This is a genomic window from Ruegeria sp. CDSA141, assembly GCF_059612005.1.
In genome coordinates this window covers 467,870-488,797 of the sequence record NZ_JBXWPT010000002.1, presented here as the reverse complement: position 1 = coordinate 488,797, position 20,928 = coordinate 467,870, and the positions used below count along the sequence as shown (strand labels likewise).

The following is a 20,928-nucleotide window of genomic DNA, read 5'->3' as shown; positions in this document are numbered from 1 at the left end:
ACCATGTATGACGTAGAAAAAATCCGTGCAGACTTTCCAATCCTGACGCGAGAAGTGAACGGCAAGCCGCTGACCTATCTGGACAATGGGGCCTCGGCGCAAAAGCCTCAAATTGTCATCGATGCGGTGACACGGGCCTATGCCGAGGAATACTCGAACGTTCACCGCGGACTGCATTTCCTGTCGAATCTGGCAACCGAGAAGTACGAAGCCGTCCGCGGCATCATCGCCCGGTTCCTTGGGGCATCGAACGAGGATGAGATTGTTCTGAATTCAGGAACGACCGAAGGGATCAACCTTGTTGCATATGGCTGGGCCATGCCGCGCCTGGAAGCCGGGGATGAGATCGTTCTGAGCGTCATGGAGCATCACGCCAACATCGTGCCCTGGCATTTTCTGCGCGAGCGGCAGGGCGTCGTTCTGAAGTGGGTGGATGTCGACGCTGACGGAGGACTGGATCCCCAGGCGGTGATCGATGCAATCGGCCCGAAAACCAAACTTGTGGCCGTGACGCAATGTTCCAATGTGCTGGGAACTGTCGTGGATGTCAAAGCCATCACCGAAGGTGCGCATGCCAAGGGCGTTCCGGTTCTGGTTGATGGCAGTCAGGGCGCGGTGCATATGCCGGTGAACGTTCAGGACATCGGTTGCGACTTTTACGCCATTACCGGCCACAAGCTGTATGGCCCGTCGGGGTCGGGTGCGATCTACATCAAGTCCGAACGCATGGCCGAGATGCGCCCCTTTGTCGGTGGCGGTGACATGATTAAAGAGGTCAGCAAGGATCAGGTGATCTACAACGATCCGCCTATGAAGTTCGAGGCCGGAACACCCGGCATTGTCCAAACCATCGGCCTGGGTGTTGCGCTGGAGTACATGATGGATTTGGGAATGGACAACATTGCTGCCCATGAATCCGGCCTGCGGGACTATGCCATGCAGCGCCTGAACGGTCTTAACTGGCTTCAGGTTCAGGGCACGCGGCTAGACAAGGCAGCCATCTTCAGCTTTACGCTGGATGGGGCCGGCCATGCGCATGATGTATCCACCATTCTGGACAAAAAAGGTGTTGCCGTCCGCGCCGGTCATCACTGCGCAGGCCCGCTTATGGATCATCTGGGCGTCACGGCGACCTGTCGTGCCAGCTTCGGTCTGTATAACACGACGGATGAGGTCGATACGCTGATCGAAGCGCTTGAATTGGCGCATGATCTCTTCGCCTGATTTTGGTTTCAAAGAGGGTGCAACAATCACGATTTTCAGTTGCACCCGGATTGGAACAAGGTTAGCTAACGGCCAAGGCACCTGTAGCTCAGCTGGATAGAGCGCTGCCCTCCGAAGGCAGAGGCCAGAGGTTCGAATCCTCTCAGGTGCGCCAAAAATCAATCACATTTTTAAATGATCTCGGCAGAATAACTGTGAGGGCGAAAAACTCATTTCAGCTCAGATACCTTTGACTTCATTTTGGTTTCGTTCAACTTCGGTACCATCAGTTCGCCCGCAACTACTTGAGTCCGGACGGTTTTCAGGAACAAACGGGTGTGATTTCGGGGCCTTGTGGAGTTCCACGGCGTTTCTCCTCCTTTGAGTTGCTGTCAAAAGGGAAGTTTCAGCGTCGACGAACCTTTAGGTTTCAGTGTTGTGCCTGTTTCCCATGTTTGAGAATGGTCGTGCACCCAACTCAGTGCACAATTCTTTCCCTGTTCAATCGCGTCTCATTTCGTTGAACCGGTCTGCAAAGAAGTCAATCAAGGTGCGAATGCGTTGCGGTAGAAATGTCGTTTCAGGGCGCAGAAGGAACACACCACCACCAGCACCCGGACATGCGTATTCCTTCAGCAATGGAAGAAGGCGTCCCTTGTTGATATCGCTCACGGTGAGGAACTCAGGCAGCCATGCAATGCCGCGCCCCGATATACACGCCGCATGGAGCGCTTCCAGGTTGTTGCATGAAAAGCCCGATCCAAGCCGCGCGTTTCCGCCCTGTGGCTGAGCAAATCCCCAATCTGAAAGCTGCCTTTCCTGCCCCAGACGCAGACATCTGTGGATCGTGAGATCCTCGGGCTTTCCGGGACTGCCGTGTTGTTCAATATAGGAAGGCGCCGCACACAGAATGCGTGGGTTGCTCATAAGTTTTCGTGAGACGAGCGACGAGTCCGGCAATATCCCTGTTCGGATTGAGAGATCAAAGCCTTCGCCGATCAGGTCGATAATCTTGTCCGTCAACAGCAGCTCAACCTCGACCTCCGGGTGGTGTTCCATGAATTCGATCACAAGGGGCACTACAAACCGTCGCCCAAGCGCGGCTGAACTTGTCAGGCGTACCGTACCGCGCAACGTGGAAGCATCATCTGAGATATCCTCTTCCAGTGCTGTCAGGCGGGCAATCAGGTCACGTGCTTCCTCTGCATATCTCCGACCTGCTTCAGTCAGAGTCATCCGTCGGGTCGAGCGGACCAGAAGCGGCACATTCAACCGCTGCTCCAGTTGGTGGACCCTCTTGCCAACGGCAGAAGGGGTGTATCCCAACGCTCTGGCTGCGGCAGAAAAGCTGCCATGATCAACAACAGCCAACAGGATTTCCAGCTCGGTCTTCTGTGACATCTATTCCAAAAACGATCAAGATTTGATCCAGATTACCCGATTATCAATACAAGTCATCCAAACTATCTCAGATAAGGACAGAAAAGCCCGAGGAGACCTGCCTTGCACGCCACTTCGCCTCCAACTCTCTTCACACCGTTGGCCCTGCCGAACGGCCAAGTGCTGAAGAACCGGATCATCAAATCTGCGATGTCGGATTCGCTGGGGGATGGCCAGGGCAACCCGACGCCCACGCAAATTCGACTTTATGAACGTTGGGCAGAAGGCGGACTGGCAGCGTCGATTGTCGGAGAGGTCCAGGGTGATCCGCGATACCCAGAAAAGCCCGGAAATCTGGTTCTGGATGACAACGCCAATATGGCGGCATTTCGTGAGCTAGCCCGACGAGGATCGGCAAACAACGCGCAGCTTTGGTTACAGCTTGGGCATGCCGGGGCACTGGCCCATCTGCCAATCAGTACCCCCAAGGGGCCAAGTGCGATGGAATTCCCTGACTTCCGCAGTGAAGCCATGTCACGTGCCGAAATCGCGACCGTTCCCGCGTGTTTTGCCAATACGGCGCGCCGTGCAGCGGATTTAGGATTTGGCGGTGTGCAAATTCATGCCGCACACGGGTTTCTTCTGAGCCAGTTCCTTTCCCCGCTCTTCAATCGACGAACAGATGCCTATGGTGGTTCGCTACATGCACGGATGAGATTGCTCATCGAAACGGTCGAGGCTGTTCGTGCGGCGGTTCCGCCTGATTTTGTGGTTGCGGTAAAGCTGAACGCGACGGATCAGCTTGCCGGTGGTCTGACAGAACAAGAGGCGCTCGTAGTCGTGGCCGCTCTTGAAGGGAAGGGGGTTGACCTTTTGGATATCAGCGGAGGCACCTATTTCCCCGGTGCTCCGCCGAGTTCGGAGCGCATGAGTCAGGGTCCTTACTTTGTCGAATTTACCCGCGCCGCACGTCAACTGACATCGGTCCCGCTTATGGCTACGGGAGGGTTCAAGCGCCGCGAAGAAGCTGAATCTGCGGTTCTTTCCGGGGACGTGGATGCAGTGGGTTTGGCCAGGGGTTTTGTCATAGATCCATCCCTGCCAACCACGTGGCGGGCGGGAAAGAACGCTCCCGCCTTTCCTCGCTTTGCCACCTTGCCGCCAGGTGGGATGACCGCGTGGTTCACTATGCGCATGACGGACCTTGGGTCAGAGCAAGAGAAAATGATGGATAGGGATATTGCCCAGGCCATTGCTGAGTATGAAGAACGTGATGAACGGCGCGTTGCGCTCTGGAAGCAAAGAACTCTGGGTCATTAGGTATTTCCTTTTGGTCTCGGGCTGCACCATTAAAGCCGTATGTCTGTGAGTGGAGGATAGTGCTCTGGGGATTTCGGGGGGCAAGGTCACAATCCCTTTCGCACCTCTCAGCAAAGCTCAAGGTGTCTGAGCGACTAAAGTTGTTTACACTGTTGTTCGGACACTTCGTTGAGGCACCTTCCACCAACAAGGTCATGTGGCGTGAGATTGCGATCCCAGTCCGCAAGCGTCACGATCAGGGCGATCGTTCTTTCTCCGCTCAGGTGCGCGATCTCCTTGGTCGCTTGAGCAACTCCAATTATCTTGCATGTCCTGTCTTGCACCATGCGCGGAACAATCATTGACGCTTATTCCTCGGCATAGACCTCTCTACCCGTGGTTTTTGATGTACACTTTCCGGACGAGGCTGGATCGCGTCCGCTTTAATGGAGGAAAGAGCGTGCAAGTGATCTTTTCAAATAAGACGTTCATAATCAAAGTGCTGGTTCTAGCGCTTTTGGGCTGTTACTTTATTTCGGTTTTTTCAATCCTAAGCGTCATAAGTTGGCTTGTACTTGGAGTAATAATTGCACTGATCCTCGGCAGACTTACTGACGAGGATTGGGATAGTGATGATGACTCAGAAAGCGAAAAAATATCAGACTCCAAAGCCAACTCTCATGTCGATGACGAGAAGACACACGAGAACAGCAGTTCGACTGCGGAAACAGCATCCAGCAGCGGATCCGGAGGCGGCGACGTTGGCGGAGGAGGTGACGCAGGTATGTAACTGGTATGACGGTCAACCAGTTACAAATGTTGTCGGGTGCATTGAAACCGTAAGGCTTGCGTCTTAACCACGCCAGGTGCGCACGACACCGCAGTCCATATGCACGAAATTGGATCCGTAGTATTGACCAACTCCGCCAGCCCTGCATGACATAGCGGCCTTTGCCATCTGCGAAACAGAACGAGACGCCAGGCGCAAGTCTGCTGCTTGTCCCTGCATATGAAGCGATTTCCGGGCAACACCGCGAGATCTGGAACGGAGCATGGCGTTGGTCTGTGGAGAACGATAGCCCGACAGCAACATGTAAGGTTCACTGACATCCAGCAGGTTGTGTGATGCCGCCATGATATCAATCGCGCGTAAATCGATGGATTTTACCTGATCTGTACGCCAATCACGCATGAAGTGATGCACTTCTTTGACAGCGTCCTTGATATACTTACCATCGACCCAATAAATCATGTCCAACCGTTCGCCCGTGCGACCGGAATACATACGTATGCGACGAATATCGCCGCCACCGCGCAAAAAGCCTGCTGCATTGGAGTATGTGGGTGCTGCTGCAACTGCGGTTGCTGCAAACGCACCCAATAGGGCACGTCGGGTCAAGCCCGAGGAACTGCTCTTGGTCATTTTGGTCGTCCCGTACTGTTCCTGCCTGCACACGATGTTACGTGCACTGTCTTAATTTTTTCCCATCCCAGATGCAGAATTTATGACACAATCGGATTCGGCGGCCAAGAAGTGTTTCTCAGTTACCTTTTCAAGGGGGAATTTTCGGCAGCTTTTTGCGCAAATGTCACAGCTAGGCACAGAAATTTTGCAGCTGTGGACCCCGTACCACCGGGCCGATGCAAACGCGCATCAGGCGAAAGCAGAAGCGATTTGGTAAGGAATTTGTGAATAGACAAGCCTTCGCAGTAAAATCCATAGTTGCTCGACGCACGTATCACCTACCCAAGCCATTGATTCCAAGGCCATCCAATGTTTTCTGTTTTCCGAACCAGTACCAGTATCCTGCTTGCCGCCTGTTTTGCGGCCACAGCCAGTGTGGCAAACACCACTTCTGAATCCGCGCCAAACATGGCGTTTCAAATGGCGATTGCAGAACACACACCGCAGGCATCACAGATCGCTGAGTTCTATCGTACAAACGGGTTTTCGCCGATATGGGTGGGGGAAACCAATGAGCATATGCAACGCCGGGCTGCATTGATCCAAGCACTGTCAAATGCTCACCTGCACGGGCTGCCGCAGGCCGACGCAACAGTATCATCCTTGCTGCAGAAAATGGAAGGTGCACGCTCGACGCGCGACCTTGGGGAAGTTGAAGCGGAACTGAGTCGGGTTTTCGTGGAATTCGCCGACGCATTGTACTCAGGTGCTGTTCGGCCCGGCAGCGTCGACGACGGGCTTGTTCGGTCGGTGGATCGACTCAGCGCAGCCGAACATCTGAACGGACTAAACACACATGGCACCGCGTATATTGCACAGCTGGCACCTCAGACGCGTCAATACCGGGCCCTGATGAAGCAAAAGCTCACGCTGCAAACCTTGATAGATCAGGGCGGTTGGGGGGCGACTGTACCCGTAAGCAAGTTGGAATACGGCGACACAGGACCCGATGTCGTGAAGCTTCGCAATCGGTTGGTGTCAATGGGCTATATGAAGCCCTCGGCCAGCCCGTCTTTCGACGCGGCGCTTCTGGAAGGCGTTAGAGCTTTTCAAACCGCGCATGGGTTGGAACCCGATGGCGTTGCAGGCAAAGGTACGATTGCCGAGGTGAACCGACCAGCTTCGGATCGGCTCAAGGCTGTATATGTTGCTCTGGAGCGGGAACGCTGGTTGCCTCGGGATCGCGGCGCACGTCATATTCTTGTAAACCAGACCGATTTTTCGGCAAAGATCGTAGACGACGGGCAAGTCACCTTTGAAACCCGTGCGGTGATCGGCAAAAACACACATGATCGCCGCAGCCCGGAGTTCTCGGATGTGATGGAGCATATGGTGATAAACCCCAGCTGGTATGTTCCACGCTCGATCATCACCAAGGAATATCTGCCCAAGCTGAAAGCGAATCCCAATGCGGTCGGTCATATTCAGATTACTGACAGCAGGGGGCGGCAGGTCAATCGCGGGGCTGTTGATTTCAATCAGTTCACTGCTCGGAGCTTTCCTTTTGCGATGCGTCAGCCACCCAGCAAAAGCAATGCTTTGGGGCTGGTCAAGTTCATGTTCCCCAATAAGCACAACATTTATCTGCATGATACGCCTCAGAAAAGTCTGTTTTCGCGTGAGGTGCGTGCGTTCTCGCACGGCTGCATCCGGCTGGCTCAGCCCTTCGAATTTGCCTATGCATTGCTGGCCAAACAGGAAGAGGATCCCAAGGCCTTCTTCCATCGCGTTCTGAACACTGGGAAGGAAACCAAGGTCGATTTGGAACAAAAAGTTCCGGTGCACTTGATTTATCGAACAGCCTATGTCGGACCAAAAGGCGACGTGCAGTATCGCCGTGATGTCTATGGCAGGGACAGCAAGACTTGGGAGGCCCTGCAAAAGGCAGGGGTGGCCCTGCCGGACATTCAGGGTTAAGCACAGGGCAAATCCTGCCAAAAGGAAGCCCGTGATGCAGTTTACCATTCAGCAAATCGCCGACGCTTTGGGTGCCGAGTGCCAAGGTGATGGTGGCCTGACGATCGTGCGGGCGGCCGAACCGGGCGATGCCGGACCAACCGATCTGGCGATGGCCATGTCCCCGAAATATGGCGAGGCGCTTTCGAACGGGGAAGCGCGCGCCGCCGTTCTCTGGGAAGGTGCGGACTGGCGGGCCATGGGTTTGCGAGCGGCCGTTTTCGTGAAACGTCCGCGCATGGCAATGGCCGGGATCACCGCGATGCTGGATCGCGGGCAAGGGGTTGAACCGGGCATTCACCCTTCCGCAGTGATCGATCCAACGGCTGAAATTGGATCAGATGTGGCGATTGGACCGCTGACTGTTGTTGGCGCGCGGGCGCGAATTGGTTCGGGCTCGATAATCGGGGCGCACTGTGTGGTGGGTATCGACGCCGTTCTGGGCGAACGGGCCTTTTTGCGCGAAATGGTCAGCATTGGCGCGCGCGCTCAAATCGGGGATCGGTTTATTGCGCAACCTGGAGCAAGGATTGGCGGTGACGGATTCAGTTTTGTGACACCCGAGGTCTCCGGCGCTGAGAACGCCCGCAAAACGTTGGGCGATCAGGGTGATGCAAAGGCCCAAAACTGGCTTCGCATCCACTCTTTGGGTGCGGTCGAGATCGGGGACGATGTGGAAGTTGGCTCCAATTGCACCGTCGACAATGGAACCATCCGCAACACGCGTATCGGCAACGGCTCCAAGCTGGATAATCTGGTCCATGTCGGGCACAACACCCGCATCGGGCAGGATTGTCTGTTGTGCGGTCAGACGGGCGTGTCCGGCTCGGTTGAGATCGGCAACAACGTCGTTCTGGGCGGGCAGACCGGAGTGGTCGACAATATTTTCATAGGGGATGGCGTCATCTCAGGTGGGGGCACAAAGATTCTGTCAAATGTTCCGGCCGGTCGCGTAATCATGGGGTATCCAGGCATCAAAATGGAGACTCATACAGATGTCTACAAGGCGCAGCGGCGACTGCCCCGCATGGCACGCGACGTTGAGGCATTGAAAAAGGCTGTTTTCAAACAGACCCCAAGCGATTAAATCATCGTCAAACTGAAAATCAGGGGATCGACATGAGCATCAGCGACCGCGTCATCGCAATCATTGCAGAGCAGGCCGTGCTGGAGCCATCGGACGTGACGCCCGAAAGCACGCTGGAGGATCTGGGTATCGACAGCCTTGGTCTGGTCGAAAGCATCTTCGCGATCGAGGAAGAGTTCGACATCTCTATTCCTTTCAATGCCAACGAACCCGAAGCCAACGATTTTGATATCTCGAATGTTGCTGCGATCATTGCCGGGATCGAAAAGCTCGTGTCGGAAAAGGTCTGACAAACGCTCATGAAACGTGTTGTCATTACCGGCGCAGGTACGATCAATTCACTGGGCCATTCGGTTCCTGACACGCTGGAAGCCATGCGGGAAGGTCGCTGTGGGATCTCGGAACTGGAATTCCGGGACGTTGACCGGTTGGCCATCAAGATCGGCGGGCAGGTTCGTGACTTTGAGGCCGAAGGGCGGTTCAACCGTCAACAGATGTCGCTGTATGACCGGTTCACTCAGTTCACACTGACCGCTGCCAAAGAGGCTATAGATCAGTCGGGCATCGAGTTTCACGGAGAGCTTGCTGCAAAGTCAGGTGTTGTCCTGGGGACTGCCGGTGGTGGTGTGTCGACCTGGGACGACAATTACCGATCGGTCTATGAGGATGGCAAGAACAGGGTACACCCTTTTGTTGTTCCCAAACTCATGAACAACGCGGCGGCCAGCCATGTTTCCATGGAACACAACCTCAAGGGTCCCAGCTTCACCGTGTCGACCGCCTGTGCATCTTCGAACCATGCCATGGCTCAGGCCTTTCAGATGGTCCGCAGCGGTATTGCACCGGTCATGGTCACAGGCGGGTCCGAATCCATGTTGTGTTTCGGTGGCGTCAAAGCCTGGGAAGGGCTGCGCGTGATGTCAAAGGATGCGTGCCGACCGTTCAGTGCCAACCGCAACGGGATGGTACAAGGGGAAGGGGCCGGTATCTTTGTTTTCGAGGAATACGAACACGCCCGTGCCCGGGGCGCCGAGATAATGTGCGAAGTCGTCGGTTTCGCTATGTCGTCAGACGCGGCCGATATCGTGATGCCCAGCAAACAAGGGGCTTCGCGGGCCATGTCAGGTGCCTTGGCCGATGCCAGCTTGAATGCCTGCGATGTCTGCTACATCAACGCGCATGGCACCGGAACGGCAGCGAATGACAAAACTGAGTGTGCCGCAGTGGCAGATGTATTTGGACCCCATGCCGACGATCTGATGATATCGTCGACCAAATCCATGCATGGCCATCTGATCGGAGGAACCGGTGCGGTGGAGCTGTTGGCCTGTATCATGGCGCTACGGGATGGTGTGATTGCACCCACCATCGGATACGAGGAACCCGATCCGGAATGCGCGCTTGATGTTGTGCCGAACGAAGCTCGGGAAGCCAAAGTTGACGTCGCACTCAGCAATGCGTTTGCCTTTGGCGGACTGAATGCGGTTTTAGCGCTGAAGCGGATTTAGTCCGCGCAGCGCCGCCGCATAGGATGCGGCGGCGTATTCGAAACGCGCTCTTAGTTCCCGTTGACGGTCAGGGAATCAAAGCCGGACGTAAAGCCGGACAACGACATTTCCATTTCCAGAACCTGGTCCGGGAATCGGGCCGGTACCAACGAGAAGACAGCCTTGGTGCCAGATTTCATTGCTTCGATGTCGCCCTGGCTCAGGCCCAGTTGCGCGACGCAGCCAACAGGCAAGCAATGGTGATAGTTATACAGCTTGCGGGGCGCGCCATCGATGGACAGGGCGAGCTGTGCTTGCAGCAGTGTTTCCAAAGGAACAATCACGTTGGCCCATGCAACTGCCGCGCCGCCTTCGGGCAGTTTCCCGATCGACACTTCTGCAATCGGATCACCTTGATTGCCCTTCAGTATCTGAACGATGGCGCACGGGTCTTCACCTTCCTGCGCCTTGATGCAGGACACGTCCCAATCTCCGAACTCTTCCTTGACGAACTGTTCTCCGGGGCGCGGTCCTTCCTGACCCAGATCGAGCCCGGCATCCGGTTCAGAAGTCGTTGTGTCCTGCGCATATACCGCACCACATAGCAGAACTGCCGCTACTGTACTAAGCGAGAGGATTTTCTTAGTCATGAATGCCTCGATTTGATGATTGAGCTTTTTGCCTCGTTTAACACTCTTCTGAACTGGTGTCAGGCACTAACAGAAAAGCTTGTCCGAACGTGAACGGATTGTTGCCAGATCATCGAAACCGAACTGTCCTGAACCAGAAAAAGAGAGCTGTATTTGCCAGCTCTCTTTCCCAAAAGGTTCTCCCCGTCGGACTGGCCGACTTATTTATGCGCAAACCCTACGAAAGGGGCGCTGACGGGTCAACAGCTATCCTCAAATTTTAATCTGTCCGTCAGAACTTTAAAACCTTTCCTGGACTGACAAAAAAGCCGTGCCCGAAGGCACGGCCAGTCGACAGGGAGGAAATCTGCCCCACGTGAAGGAAACAAACGCAGGGCAAATTGACTATCGCAGTCAAAGGTTAACTTTGTATGCTGGTGACGGATCGGTGAAATATAAGGCAGTGTTAATGGGCAATAATATTTTTTTGGGCGGCGGTGGCGAAGGCTATGGCCTGCCGCAGGAACTGGCGCTGAAATATGCGAACCGCCACGGGCTGGTTGCCGGTGCGACCGGGACCGGTAAGACTGTAACGTTGCAAATCCTGGCGGAAGGGTTTTCCCAAGCCGGGGTTCCGGTGTTTTTGTCCGATGTCAAAGGTGATTTGTCGGGTCTGGCTTTGCCCGGAAGCGATACGCAGAAATTGCATCAGGCGTTTATGGACCGTGCCGGCCGCATTGGATTTGACGATTTTTCCTATTCTGCCTGCCCGGTTACGTTCTGGGATCTCTTTGGTGAACAGGGCCATCCGGTGCGGACGACGGTTACCGAAATGGGGCCCTTGCTGCTGTCCCGTTTGATGGAATTGAGCGAAGCACAGGAAGGCATTTTGAATATCGCGTTCCGGGTGGCTGATGAAGAGGGAATGCCGCTTCTGGATCTCAAGGATCTTCAGGCATTGTTGGTCTGGATCGGAGAGAACAGGACCCAGCTTTCATTACGATACGGCAATGTTTCGACATCTTCGATCGGTGCCATCCAGCGGCGTTTGCTAGTATTGGAAAATCAGGGCGGAACAAAGCTGTTTGGCGAACCCGCGCTTGATCTGTCCGATTTGATGCGCACCGATGAAAGCGGGCAAGGGATGGTGAACATCCTTGCTTCGGACAAGCTGATGGCCTCGCCAAGGTTGTATGCGACGTTCCTGCTGTGGCTGCTGAGTGAATTGTTTGAGGAACTACCCGAAGTCGGTGATCCTGAAAAACCCAAGCTGGTGTTCTTTTTTGATGAGGCACATCTGCTGTTTGATGGCGCTCCGAAAGTGTTGGTGGACAAGGTCGAGCAGGTTGCCCGGCTGATCCGTTCCAAAGGGGTGGGGGTTTATTTCATCACTCAGAACCCCGCCGATATACCCGAGGATATTCTGGGGCAGTTGGGCAATCGCGTTCAGCACGCTTTGCGAGCGTTCACGGCGCGTGACCGAAAGAACCTGCGCCTGGCGGCCGAAACATATCGTGAGAATCCGGCCTTCGACACCGAAGTCGCAATCCGGGAGGTAGGCGTCGGTGAGGCGGTAACGTCGATGCTTCAGAAAAAAGGGGTTCCCGGAATCGTCGAACGCACACTGATTCGCCCACCGGGGTCTCAGTTGGGGCCGATCTCTGATGCCGAGCGTCGGACCATTCTCGGTACCTCCCCGATGGCGGCAAAATATGACAAGGGAATAGACCGAAAGTCGGCTTTTGAAATCCTGCAAGCCCGGGCAGAGGCAGCCGCCAGGGCCGCTGAACAGGCAGAGGCCGATGAGGTTCTGGAAACGCAGTCACCGATGGAGCGGGAGCATGCTTCGGCACGCAGATACTCGGGAAGCCGGGTTGGCAGGTCCTCTTCCAGGGGGCAACGCCGCAAAGATACCTTTGCATCGGCGATGACCGACGCGGTGATCAAGGAACTGAAGGGAACGACCGGACGTCGGATCGTGCGCGGTATTCTTGGCGGTTTGTTCCGAAATAAATGACGGAACGGCGCCCATCGCGGGCGCCGCAATGTTTATTTCAAGCGGCGCTGACCTTCCTGACGGCAATAGGCATCCGCTTCGGGAACAGACATTTTTGTGGCCGGGTAATCAATTGCACGATCCCAGGTCACCCGATCTTGGCGGTACAACTGACAGGTTACGACACCTTTGGGTGTCTGGACCTTGACAGGTGTCGTCTCCAGTTCTTCTGGAGTGGGAATACAGGCGGCTGTTGCAACGGCAATAACCGGAAACAGAACAAGTGTCTTGAGGCGTGGTGCTTTCATTTCTAACTCTTTTCAACAAGTGTGAATGATCGTTACAGATCGGCGTAGACGGGTGTGAGCGCCGGCAACATACCGCAAAAAAGAAAACACTGCGGTGGGTCCGTCTATTCAGAAAATTGTTAAGAATCAAGAAACCGTGCCGGATGAAAGGCACGGTTTCGCCTATTGAAGGTGGAAGTGGCCTATTTCTCGGGGATCAGCCCTCTTGGACTGAATCTGAGAACAATCAACAGGATCAGGCCCATCGTAAACAGACGCATATGTGCGGCGCTGTCCAACAGGTGGGTTTTCAATGCGCTTCCATCCGGCATGCCTGCGGTAATGACATTCATCAGCCACAACCCGATCGGTTCCACCTGAACCCACAGGAACCAGATCAGGAATGCGCCTAGAACAGCCCCGAAATTGTTGCCGGATCCACCAACGATCACCATCACCCAGACCAGAAAGGTAAAGCGCAGCGGTTGGTAGGCGCTTGGCGTCAACTGGCCGTCCAGCGTGGTCATCATTGCACCCGCAATACCGCAAACCGCTGACCCGAGCACGAAGATTTGCAGATGACGACGGGTAACATCCTTGCCCATGGCCTCGGCCGCCACTTCATTGTCACGGATTGCGCGCATCATGCGGCCCCACGGGCTTTTCAGCGCCATCTGAGCCATCCAGAGCAGCACCAGAAGTACAATCATGAACAGCAGAGAATAACCGAGTTTGACCGTTAGCGTTGACGCAGTAACGGGATCCAACCCGAACCATTCGGCCCGGGCAAGAAAGGCCGGGTCATTCTGCAAGTCCACTTCGTAGCCCACTACCGGGGACGGGCGTGGGATGCCATAGACATTCTTGACGCCCCGGGCCAGCCAGTCTTCGTTTTTCATGACTGCAATGATGATTTCCGCGATACCCAAAGTGGCAATCGCCAGATAATCCGAACGAAGGCCCAGCGCCGTTTTACCGATCAGCCACGCAGCGCCCGCCGCCAGCAAACCGCCCGCGGGCCAGGCCAGCAGAACAGGTAGGTTAAGACCGCCGATATTGCCGGAAATCGCCGGGTCGATTGCCTCGACCGCTGAAATGCTGGGGTCGAAAACCGCGCGATAGACGAAAAAGCCCACGACCAGAACTGCGATGATGGTGAGGGTTTGCACTCGACCTTTCGGTATTCTCGTTGCCACCAGAACAGCCGCCACCACTGTTGCGGCACCCAGCAGCAAAGCCAGAACGATTCCATAGCCGCCCGCAGCCCACGCACCGGGGGTGGGTGGTGTCGAGACCAGAACAACGGCCAGTCCGCCCAGCGCGACAAAGCCCATGACGCCCACGTTGAACAGACCAGCAAAACCCCATTGCAGGTTTACACCGATCGCCATGATTGCGGAAATCAGCCCCATATTCAGGATCAGGATCGCGGTGTTCCAGCTTTGCGTAAAGCCGGTCAACAGAATCAAGCCGCCGACAATTGCGAAGAGCAGCGTATTTTTGACAGCGTCGGTCATACTGCTTTCCCCTTGAAAAGGCCCGTGGGCTTGAACAGAAGCACTATCAGCAGGATGACAAAGCTGACGGCGAATTTGTAATCGGTCGAGAGAAGTTGCACCAAACCTGACGGTTCAAGGTTTTCAGGCGCAAGATAGGTCAGGACTTTCTTCCAGGCGTACGTGATTGTCACTTCTGAAAACGCGATGATAAACCCGCCTGCAATGGCGCCCAGTGGGTTCCCCAAACCACCCACGATGGCCGAGGCAAAAATCGGAAGCAGAAGTTGGAAATACACGAAGGGTTTGAAGCTCTTGTCCAGCCCATAGAGAACACCAGCAGTCGTCGCCAGCGCGGCCACGATAATCCATGTGATCATCACCACACGTTCCGGGTTGATGCCTGACAGCAGCGCCAGATCCTCGTTGTCCGAATAGGCCCGCATTGACTTGCCAGTGCGCGTTTTGTTGAGAAACCAGAACAGCAGCGCCACGGCAACAACGGCGACGATCACCGTGATACCTTGCGACGTCTTGATGGCCAGCCCCTCGCGCAGACCGGTCATCGCCTTGAAATCGCGCGCCGACACAATGAACCGAGCACCGTCCGAAAACCTTTGGTCGTCTGGCCCGATGATAAACCGGACAAGGCCGTTCATGATGAACATCACACCCATTGAAACGATCACCAGAATAACGGGCTTCGCCTTCTGTTCACGGTAGAATTTGTAGACCAGCCTGTCGGTGATCAGCACCAGCACGATACAGCCCAGGATGGCAAAGGGCAGGGCGAGCAGGGCGGTCGGCAACGGTCCAAAGCTGATCCCGGCGGCCTGCAACGCCCATGTGACAAGCACGGCGATCATCGCGCCAAAGGCCATGGTGTCGCCATGGGCAAAGTTCGAAAACCGCAGGATGCCGTAGATCAGGGTCACGCCAAGCGCGCCCAACGCCAGTTGGCTGCCATAAGCGACCGCAGGCACCAACACAAAATTCGCAAGCGCAACAAGCGCGTTGAGTAGATCCATTATTTCTTCTCACTGTCCGGGTGCGGTCTTATGGCATGACGGTCCGCGCAGGCACAATGTTTCCCGCGCGGTTTTGCGTCATATTTTTCTGCTGGTTGCGAAAAATATCCACGGGAAACACGGAAGCAGGCCAGACTTTTCAATTGTAGTCTGGCTCAGTCACGCACCGGCCAATTCCGGTGCGTGGTCGAGATGGTCCGAAGGGGGTTTCAGGCGTCCGTCTCGGTGCAGGTGCCGTGATCGGTTCCCGCGTGGGGACCCTTGACCGAGAGGTCAAAGGACATGTCGTCATAATGCACGACAAAGGTCATGACATCTTCGCCTTCAATATGGACAAACGTCATGTTGCCAACGCCTTTGAACACCATAGCGTCGCCAGAAACACTTGCAGTTTCGATGTTGCCTTTGTCTCCTTCCGGTGCCCGATTTAGGCGCACTTCACTGCCGTCGCGGTCCGACACGCAGACAAAGTGACGTTCTTCCGCAGTTGCGGCGGTCGCGCACAAGGTGGCAATGGCCACACACATCCATTTTTTCATTTTTGGGTCCTGAACAGAGTTTTTATTCAGAAGGTTCGCTTGATTTCACGGAACTTGATTTGTTTGACCGGGAAACCGTTTCCTTCACAGCGACCGGCGCTAAACGCACAATGTGACCGGATTGCAGCCGACGCGTGGAAATCTTGGGATGGTAGGGAAATTTCGGGTAACTTCGGATAAAGTACTTAATCGACTTCAGAAAACTCCGGGAACAAGGATGATGTTGGAAAGCGCCACAATGGCGTTGAGGAAGTCCATATCTAATACCAACCGGAGTCACAGTTTAGGTTTTGGATGGCGTATTTGCCGTTAAGTTTCCTGTAGACGGAAACTTCAAACGGCAGATCATCCCTCCTGTCTGAATTGGCTCTGCTATTACCAACCTCGTACAAGTCGCTTGTAACAACAAAGGCAAACCAACTTATGCCGTATGGGGAGGACTGCGCTCCAGCCAACCAATCTTGCAAACGAAAGGTAACTTCGGGCGCGTACTCCAAATCTGCGGCGTACCAAACGGGGAGAGGAAGTTTGCCCGCTTTCGGATTAATGAAGTCCACCCAAACCGTTTCTTCTTGCCAATCAAGAAACGATAGCGCTTGTCTATCGCTTGGGTCGATGTCTTCTAAATCATAAACCAGAAAAGTGTAGGTTATACTGGTTGATTCATTGGTCTTTTTGCACAGAAGTTGATGGTCGCATTTTTCAAAGATCGTGCATTCCAACTCCAAGTAGTGACTTTGCGGTCCCGAATATGCCAGAGCGGTGGTTGATGCGATTGCGAGAAAAATTGAAGCTGCGGCGAGTTTAACCATCCTCACCCCCCCAAGAAACTCTTCCGAACCTCCGGATCGGCCAGCAGTTCCTTGCCCGTGCCGGTATAGGCATTGCGCCCCTGAACCAGAACGTATCCCTTGTCGGCAATCTCCAAAGCCTGGCGGGCGTTCTGTTCGACCATCAGGATCGGCAGGCCGGTGCGGGACACCTCGATGATCCGGTCGAACAGTTCATCCATCACGATCGGCGAAACGCCCGCAGTCGGCTCGTCCAGCATCAGCACCTTGGGCTGGGTCATCAGCGCGCGGCCCACTGCGACCTGTTGGCGTTGTCCGCCTGACAGCTCTCCGGCGGCCTGATTGCGCTTGTCGCGGAGGATCGGGAAGAGGTCATAGACCTGCTCCATCGTCTGGCTGATGTCGTCGCGGCGGATGAAGGCACCCATTTCAAGGTTCTCTTCCACCGTCATCGAAGTGAATATGTTCTGTGTTTGCGGCACAAATCCCATGCCACGGATTACACGGTCCTGCGGGGAGAGGTTGGTGATGTCCTCTCCGTCCAGACGCACAGACCCTGAACGGACATCCAGCATCCCGAACACAGCTTTCATCGCCGTCGACTTGCCGGCACCGTTGGGGCCGACGATGACTGCAATTTCACCCTTGTCCACGGCGATAGTGCAATCATGCAGGATGTCCGGCCCTTTGCCGTAGCCACCCGTCATGGTGTCGCCGATCAGAAAAGGGCCGCCCTCGACCTTATGCGTCGCACCACTTTTGCGATGGGCCGGGGTCATGGTGCCGACACCGTGCGGATTGGTAATCGAGGCGTCCTTGTTGCCCTTGTCATCCTGATAGGGGTTGTCGCTCATGCCCCGGCCTCCAGCTTGTCTTTGTTCTTCAGGCCGGTGCCCAGATAGGCCTCGATCACGTGCTCATTGGCCTTGATCTCATCCAAAGTACCTTCGGCCAGAACCTTGCCTTCGGCCATACAGATGACCGGATCGCAGATCTTGCCGATGAAATCCATGTCGTGCTCGATGACGACGAAGGTATAGCCCCGCTCTTTGTTCAAGCGCAGAATGGTATCGGCAATGGTCATCAACAGGGTGCGGTTCACACCCGCGCCGACCTCGTCCAGAAACACGATCTTGGCGTCCACCATCATGGTGCGGCCCAGTTCAAGCAGTTTCTTCTGACCGCCGGAAACCTGACCTGCCTTGTGATCGGCCAGATGTTCGATCGTCAGAAACTCCAGCACCTCATCGGCCTTGGCCTTCAGCGCGCGTTCTTCGTCAGCGATGCGTTTGCGGCCGAACCACGTGTTCCAGAGCGACTCGCCTGATTGCGCGCCAGGCACCATCATCAGGTTTTCACGGCAGGACATCGACGGGAATTCATGTGCAATCTGAAACGTGCGCAACAGACCCTTATGGAACAGTTCATGAGGGGGCAGGCCAGTGATATTCTCGCCGTCCATCACCACCTTGCCGCTGGTCGGCGGCAGAACACCTGCGATCACATTGAACAGAGTGGTTTTTCCTGCCCCGTTTGGCCCGATCAGTCCGGTGATCGACCCTTTCTGGATTTCCAGCGATGCCCCGTCCACCGCATGAAATCCGCCGAAATGCTTGTGCACGTCCTCGACGACGATCATCTTTTCCCCTTGCCGCCTGTTCGGCGCTGTTGTTTCGACCCCGTTTATCGGGTGCGGTCTTTTTTCATTGAAACAGCCCGGACACAAGGCCCGGGCTGCTTTCATTCATAGCCTTTGACGATCAATCAACGGAAGTTGACGGTCTTGTTTTCACCGTCGGTCACTTCGATCTCACGATAGGAACCAGCGCTTTCGCCGGGGCCGATCAGTTCAACACCGGACGCACCGACATAGTCGATGTCCTGACCGTTTGCCAGCAATTCCAGACCCTTGGCCAGTTCGCCGGGATAGATCTTTTCGCCCGGGGTGTTGGCGACGTCCATGATCTTGCCACCATAGTCGGCCGGATTGGTCGATCCAGCAGCCTGCATGGCCAGCATGAACAGAGCCGCAGCGTCATAGGACTCGGGTGAATAGGGCGACGAACCGTCAAACCCTGCCGCTTCGGCCATGGCGAAATACTTCTCGGCGCCTTCTCCGCCCGAACCGGCGATCTGGCCGAACGAACCATTCAGGTCGGGGCCGACATTGGCCGGCAGCGAGTCACCGATCATGCCGCCGGGCAGACCGAAGGTGTCAAATGCACCGCTGTCGAGCGCCGACTGGATGATGCCCAGGCCGCCCTGATCCAGATAGCCCGCAACAACGAGAATGTCGCCACCGGCCGAGGCCAGAGCACCGACTTCGGCCGAGTAGTCGGCTTTGCCGTCCTCGTGCGCTGCAACGATGGTAACTTCACCGCCCGCCGCCTCGTAAGAGGACTGGATCGCGTCCGCCAGACCCTTGCCGTAGTCGTTGTTCGTGTAGGTCAGAGCGATCGAGTTGATGCCGCGATCTTTCAGGATATCCGCCATCACCTGGCCTTCGCGCGCATCTGACGGCGCGGTGCGGAAGAACAGGCCGTTGTCTTCCATGGTCGACAGGCCCGGCGAGGTCGCCGAGGGCGAGATCATGACCATGCCATTCGGAATCGCGACATTCTGAAGGATCGCACCGGTCACGCCCGAGCAATCGCCGCCGATGATGCCGGCAACACCGTCCGCAATCATGCGTTCGCCGTTCGAAGTGGCCAGACCGTTATCAATGCAGCCGGTGTCAGCGCGCGATGCGGACACTTTGGATCCATCCAGCAGTTTTCCGGATTCGGTGACTTCCGAAATTGCCAACTCGGCGCCAGAACCCATTGCAGGTGCCAGCGATTCAATTGGGCCGGTGAACCCGAACAAAACGCCCAGCGTGATGTCTTCGGCCAGCGCAGGTCCGGCCAGCAAGGCGGATGCTGCAGTTGCTGTAAGCAGCTTTTTCATATGGTTACTCCCTATTGTGAACGTGTTCGTTCTGGCCACGAACCTAGGCAAGCTACCCGGAAAAGAAAAGTCCTAACGCAATCGTGTTTTTATCGATTGGAAATCTATCTGTTTTATTAGGGTTTGCCTTAGATTGTCCGGGGAAGGTTCAACATGCTCAGAGCCGCTGCGATTCTGTTTGTCACATTTTGCACCGAAAGTGCCTTGGCAAAGGCATTGTCGACCTCGGTCGGGAATCTTGAACTCACCGAAATGGCAGGCGGGCTGGATACACCCTGGGCCGTCGGTATCCTGCCTGACGGCAGTTTTCTTGTGACCGAACGGGACGGAAACCTGTTTTATGTTCTGGACGGAGAGGCGAACGCCGTATCCGGCGCTCCCAAGGTCGCAGCTTCGGGGCAGGGCGGATTGCTGGACGTCACGATCCCGCGCGATTTCAATAAAAGCCGCGAGATTTTTCTGACCTTTTCAAAACCGCAAAATGGTGGCGCGGGCACAGCTGTCGCCGTTGCGCGCCTGTCCGAGAACGGCACGCGCCTGACAAATCTACGTGTCATTTTCGAGGCTTCCCCCGGCGGATCAGGCGGGCGGCATTTCGGCTCACGCGTAGTAGAAGCGAAGGACGGCACGCTTTTTGTAACCATTGGAGATCGAGGGGATGGGCCGCAGGCGCAGGATCGTTCGAACCCCATCGGGTCCGTGATCCGTATCAACCGTGACGGCTCGGTGCCATCAGACAATCCTTTCGTCGGACAGGCAGATATCCGACCTGAAATCTGGACCTATGGGCATCGCAACCCACAGGGGGCCGATCTGGACGCGCGCGGTAGGTTGTGGGTGTCGGAACACGGTGCGCGCGGCGGCGACGAGGTGAACCTTGTCAAACCCGGCGCCAATTACGGCTGGCCGGTCATCTCGTACGGCACACATTATTATTCCGGAAAAAAGATCGGCGAGGGCACCAGCAAGCCCGGCATGGAACAGCCGCGCCTGTACTGGGACCCGTCGATCGCGCCGTCAGGCTTGATGGTCTATTCGGGCGAAATGTTTCCTGAATGGCGGGGCGACATTTTCGTGGGTTCGCTGAAATTCGACTATATCGCTCGGCTGTCCGGAGACCCGCTGCGCGAGGTCGAGCAGATCAAGGGCCCCGAGACCGAGCGGGTCCGCGACATCGTGCAGGTCCGGGATGGGGCGATCTGGTTCATCTCAGTCGGGCAGGGCGCGGTTTACAGGATGTCTGTCAAACAGTGACATACGAAGCATGCCAGCAGACTTTACAATTCCGTTTGCGCGTTTCCATCACCGCAGTCAGTCTGTCCAACAGGTTACACGGTTA

20 protein-coding genes and 1 tRNA gene are annotated in these 20,928 nt (G+C 55.6%); 10 read left to right on the top strand and 11 right to left on the bottom strand.

Annotated features, from left to right (window positions below; genetic code table 11):
* Positions 1-3: 3 nt before the first annotated feature.
* Together AC2FLP_RS06370 and AC2FLP_RS06365 are read left to right on the top strand one after the other, a co-directional pair.
* Complete coding sequence (locus tag AC2FLP_RS06370; RefSeq protein WP_496682281.1) at positions 4-1,224, top strand: cysteine desulfurase; 1,221 nt, start codon at positions 4-6, stop codon at positions 1,222-1,224.
* A 77-nt stretch (positions 1,225-1,301) separates the two neighbouring features.
* Positions 1,302-1,378 (top strand) — tRNA-Arg (locus tag AC2FLP_RS06365).
* Positions 1,379-1,704: 326 nt separating this feature from the next.
* Here the strand turns inward: AC2FLP_RS06365 and AC2FLP_RS06360 are convergent.
* Complete coding sequence (locus AC2FLP_RS06360; RefSeq protein ID WP_496682278.1) at positions 1,705-2,604, bottom strand: LysR family transcriptional regulator; 900 nt, start codon at positions 2,602-2,604, stop codon at positions 1,705-1,707.
* Between the two features lie 102 nt (positions 2,605-2,706).
* On the opposite strand from AC2FLP_RS06360, the gene AC2FLP_RS06355 reads away from it, so the two are divergent.
* On the top strand, positions 2,707-3,903 hold the full coding sequence (locus AC2FLP_RS06355; protein WP_496682276.1) for an NADH:flavin oxidoreductase/NADH oxidase family protein: 1,197 nt from the start codon (positions 2,707-2,709) through the stop codon (positions 3,901-3,903).
* Between the two features lie 439 nt (positions 3,904-4,342).
* Positions 4,343-4,672 (top strand): hypothetical protein, encoded by a 330-nt coding sequence (locus AC2FLP_RS06350; protein WP_496682274.1) that lies wholly within the window; start codon positions 4,343-4,345, stop codon positions 4,670-4,672.
* Between the two features lie 63 nt (positions 4,673-4,735).
* On the opposite strand, the gene mepK is transcribed toward AC2FLP_RS06350, so the two are convergent.
* The gene (mepK, locus tag AC2FLP_RS06345) at positions 4,736-5,305 is read right to left on the bottom strand and encodes a peptidoglycan L,D-endopeptidase MepK (protein WP_117868936.1); all 570 of its coding nucleotides are present in this window, start codon (positions 5,303-5,305) and stop codon (positions 4,736-4,738) included.
* 351 nt (positions 5,306-5,656) lie between these two features.
* Here mepK and AC2FLP_RS06340 point away from each other — a divergent pair, with 351 nt between their 5' ends.
* The 4 genes from AC2FLP_RS06340 to AC2FLP_RS06325 are packed head-to-tail and all read left to right on the top strand — an operon-like array spanning position 5,657 to position 9,898.
* Positions 5,657-7,264 (top strand): L,D-transpeptidase family protein, encoded by a 1,608-nt coding sequence (locus AC2FLP_RS06340; RefSeq protein WP_496682271.1) that lies wholly within the window; start codon positions 5,657-5,659, stop codon positions 7,262-7,264.
* Positions 7,265-7,298: 34 nt separating this feature from the next.
* Complete coding sequence (gene lpxD, locus AC2FLP_RS06335) at positions 7,299-8,390, top strand: UDP-3-O-(3-hydroxymyristoyl)glucosamine N-acyltransferase (RefSeq protein WP_496682270.1); 1,092 nt, start codon at positions 7,299-7,301, stop codon at positions 8,388-8,390.
* A 32-nt stretch (positions 8,391-8,422) separates the two neighbouring features.
* Positions 8,423-8,680, top strand: coding sequence for an acyl carrier protein (locus AC2FLP_RS06330; RefSeq protein WP_152458003.1), 258 nt, complete (start codon positions 8,423-8,425; stop codon positions 8,678-8,680).
* Positions 8,681-8,689: 9 nt separating this feature from the next.
* On the top strand, positions 8,690-9,898 hold the full coding sequence (locus AC2FLP_RS06325) for a beta-ketoacyl-[acyl-carrier-protein] synthase family protein (RefSeq protein WP_117868940.1): 1,209 nt from the start codon (positions 8,690-8,692) through the stop codon (positions 9,896-9,898).
* A gap of 50 nt (positions 9,899-9,948) precedes the next feature.
* Here AC2FLP_RS06325 and AC2FLP_RS06320 read toward each other — a convergent pair whose 3' ends face one another.
* Positions 9,949-10,527 (bottom strand): invasion associated locus B family protein, encoded by a 579-nt coding sequence (locus AC2FLP_RS06320; RefSeq protein ID WP_117868941.1) that lies wholly within the window; start codon positions 10,525-10,527, stop codon positions 9,949-9,951.
* A gap of 448 nt (positions 10,528-10,975) precedes the next feature.
* On the opposite strand from AC2FLP_RS06320, the gene AC2FLP_RS06315 reads away from it, so the two are divergent.
* Positions 10,976-12,523 (top strand): helicase HerA-like domain-containing protein, encoded by a 1,548-nt coding sequence (locus AC2FLP_RS06315; RefSeq protein ID WP_496682266.1) that lies wholly within the window; start codon positions 10,976-10,978, stop codon positions 12,521-12,523.
* 32 nt (positions 12,524-12,555) lie between these two features.
* Here the strand turns inward: AC2FLP_RS06315 and AC2FLP_RS06310 are convergent, their stop codons facing one another.
* From AC2FLP_RS06310 to AC2FLP_RS06275, 8 genes are all read right to left on the bottom strand, one after another.
* Positions 12,556-12,810, bottom strand: a complete 255-nt coding sequence (locus AC2FLP_RS06310; RefSeq protein ID WP_117868943.1) for a hypothetical protein — start codon at positions 12,808-12,810, stop codon at positions 12,556-12,558.
* A gap of 182 nt (positions 12,811-12,992) precedes the next feature.
* Positions 12,993-14,306 (bottom strand): branched-chain amino acid ABC transporter permease, encoded by a 1,314-nt coding sequence (locus tag AC2FLP_RS06305; RefSeq protein ID WP_496682263.1) that lies wholly within the window; start codon positions 14,304-14,306, stop codon positions 12,993-12,995.
* Positions 14,303-15,313, bottom strand: a complete 1,011-nt coding sequence (locus AC2FLP_RS06300) for a branched-chain amino acid ABC transporter permease (protein ID WP_117868945.1) — start codon at positions 15,311-15,313, stop codon at positions 14,303-14,305. Before AC2FLP_RS06300 ends, AC2FLP_RS06305 begins: the two co-directional genes overlap by 4 nt.
* Positions 15,314-15,522: 209 nt before the next feature.
* Positions 15,523-15,852: a hypothetical protein gene (locus AC2FLP_RS06295; protein ID WP_299636797.1), complete on the bottom strand. Its 330-nt coding sequence runs from the start codon at positions 15,850-15,852 to the stop codon at positions 15,523-15,525.
* Positions 15,853-16,112: 260 nt separating this feature from the next.
* On the bottom strand, positions 16,113-16,664 hold the full coding sequence (locus AC2FLP_RS06290) for a hypothetical protein (protein WP_496682260.1): 552 nt from the start codon (positions 16,662-16,664) through the stop codon (positions 16,113-16,115).
* Between the two features lie 2 nt (positions 16,665-16,666).
* Positions 16,667-17,497 (bottom strand): ABC transporter ATP-binding protein, encoded by an 831-nt coding sequence (locus AC2FLP_RS06285; RefSeq protein ID WP_117868948.1) that lies wholly within the window; start codon positions 17,495-17,497, stop codon positions 16,667-16,669.
* Positions 17,494-18,282 carry an ABC transporter ATP-binding protein gene (locus tag AC2FLP_RS06280; protein ID WP_496682258.1) on the bottom strand — a complete coding sequence of 263 codons (789 nt, stop codon included), beginning with the start codon at positions 18,280-18,282 and terminating at the stop codon, positions 17,494-17,496. The genes AC2FLP_RS06285 and AC2FLP_RS06280 overlap by 4 nt, the downstream gene beginning before the upstream one ends.
* A gap of 125 nt (positions 18,283-18,407) precedes the next feature.
* Complete coding sequence (locus AC2FLP_RS06275; protein ID WP_496682256.1) at positions 18,408-19,589, bottom strand: ABC transporter substrate-binding protein; 1,182 nt, start codon at positions 19,587-19,589, stop codon at positions 18,408-18,410.
* A gap of 153 nt (positions 19,590-19,742) precedes the next feature.
* Here AC2FLP_RS06275 and AC2FLP_RS06270 point away from each other — a divergent pair, with 153 nt between their 5' ends.
* The gene (locus AC2FLP_RS06270) at positions 19,743-20,843 is read left to right on the top strand and encodes a PQQ-dependent sugar dehydrogenase (protein WP_496682253.1); all 1,101 of its coding nucleotides are present in this window, start codon (positions 19,743-19,745) and stop codon (positions 20,841-20,843) included.
* The last annotated feature ends 85 nt before the right edge of the window (positions 20,844-20,928 follow it).

Bases quoted from the DNA above. Each gene is read 5' to 3' on its own strand.
- AC2FLP_RS06315 (WP_496682266.1), top strand. From the start codon at position 10,976: ATGGGCAATAATATTTTTTTGGGCGGCGGTGGCGAAGGCTATGGCCTG.
- lpxD (WP_496682270.1), top strand. From the start codon at position 7,299: ATGCAGTTTACCATTCAGCAAATCGCCGACGCTTTGGGTGCCGAGTGC.
- AC2FLP_RS06320 (WP_117868941.1), bottom strand. From the start codon at position 10,527: ATGACTAAGAAAATCCTCTCGCTTAGTACAGTAGCGGCAGTTCTGCTA.
- AC2FLP_RS06360 (WP_496682278.1), bottom strand. From the start codon at position 2,604: ATGTCACAGAAGACCGAGCTGGAAATCCTGTTGGCTGTTGTTGATCAT.
- AC2FLP_RS06310 (WP_117868943.1), bottom strand. From the start codon at position 12,810: ATGAAAGCACCACGCCTCAAGACACTTGTTCTGTTTCCGGTTATTGCC.
- mepK (WP_117868936.1), bottom strand. From the start codon at position 5,305: ATGACCAAGAGCAGTTCCTCGGGCTTGACCCGACGTGCCCTATTGGGT.
- AC2FLP_RS06290 (WP_496682260.1), bottom strand. From the start codon at position 16,664: ATGGTTAAACTCGCCGCAGCTTCAATTTTTCTCGCAATCGCATCAACC.
- AC2FLP_RS06275 (WP_496682256.1), bottom strand. From the start codon at position 19,589: ATGAAAAAGCTGCTTACAGCAACTGCAGCATCCGCCTTGCTGGCCGGA.
- AC2FLP_RS06370 (WP_496682281.1), top strand. From the start codon at position 4: ATGTATGACGTAGAAAAAATCCGTGCAGACTTTCCAATCCTGACGCGA.
- AC2FLP_RS06300 (WP_117868945.1), bottom strand. From the start codon at position 15,313: ATGGATCTACTCAACGCGCTTGTTGCGCTTGCGAATTTTGTGTTGGTG.
- AC2FLP_RS06340 (WP_496682271.1), top strand. From the start codon at position 5,657: ATGTTTTCTGTTTTCCGAACCAGTACCAGTATCCTGCTTGCCGCCTGT.
- AC2FLP_RS06280 (WP_496682258.1), bottom strand. From the start codon at position 18,282: ATGATCGTCGTCGAGGACGTGCACAAGCATTTCGGCGGATTTCATGCG.
- AC2FLP_RS06325 (WP_117868940.1), top strand. From the start codon at position 8,690: ATGAAACGTGTTGTCATTACCGGCGCAGGTACGATCAATTCACTGGGC.
- AC2FLP_RS06330 (WP_152458003.1), top strand. From the start codon at position 8,423: ATGAGCATCAGCGACCGCGTCATCGCAATCATTGCAGAGCAGGCCGTG.
- AC2FLP_RS06305 (WP_496682263.1), bottom strand. From the start codon at position 14,306: ATGACCGACGCTGTCAAAAATACGCTGCTCTTCGCAATTGTCGGCGGC.
- AC2FLP_RS06285 (WP_117868948.1), bottom strand. From the start codon at position 17,497: ATGAGCGACAACCCCTATCAGGATGACAAGGGCAACAAGGACGCCTCG.
- AC2FLP_RS06270 (WP_496682253.1), top strand. From the start codon at position 19,743: ATGCTCAGAGCCGCTGCGATTCTGTTTGTCACATTTTGCACCGAAAGT.
- AC2FLP_RS06295 (WP_299636797.1), bottom strand. From the start codon at position 15,852: ATGAAAAAATGGATGTGTGTGGCCATTGCCACCTTGTGCGCGACCGCC.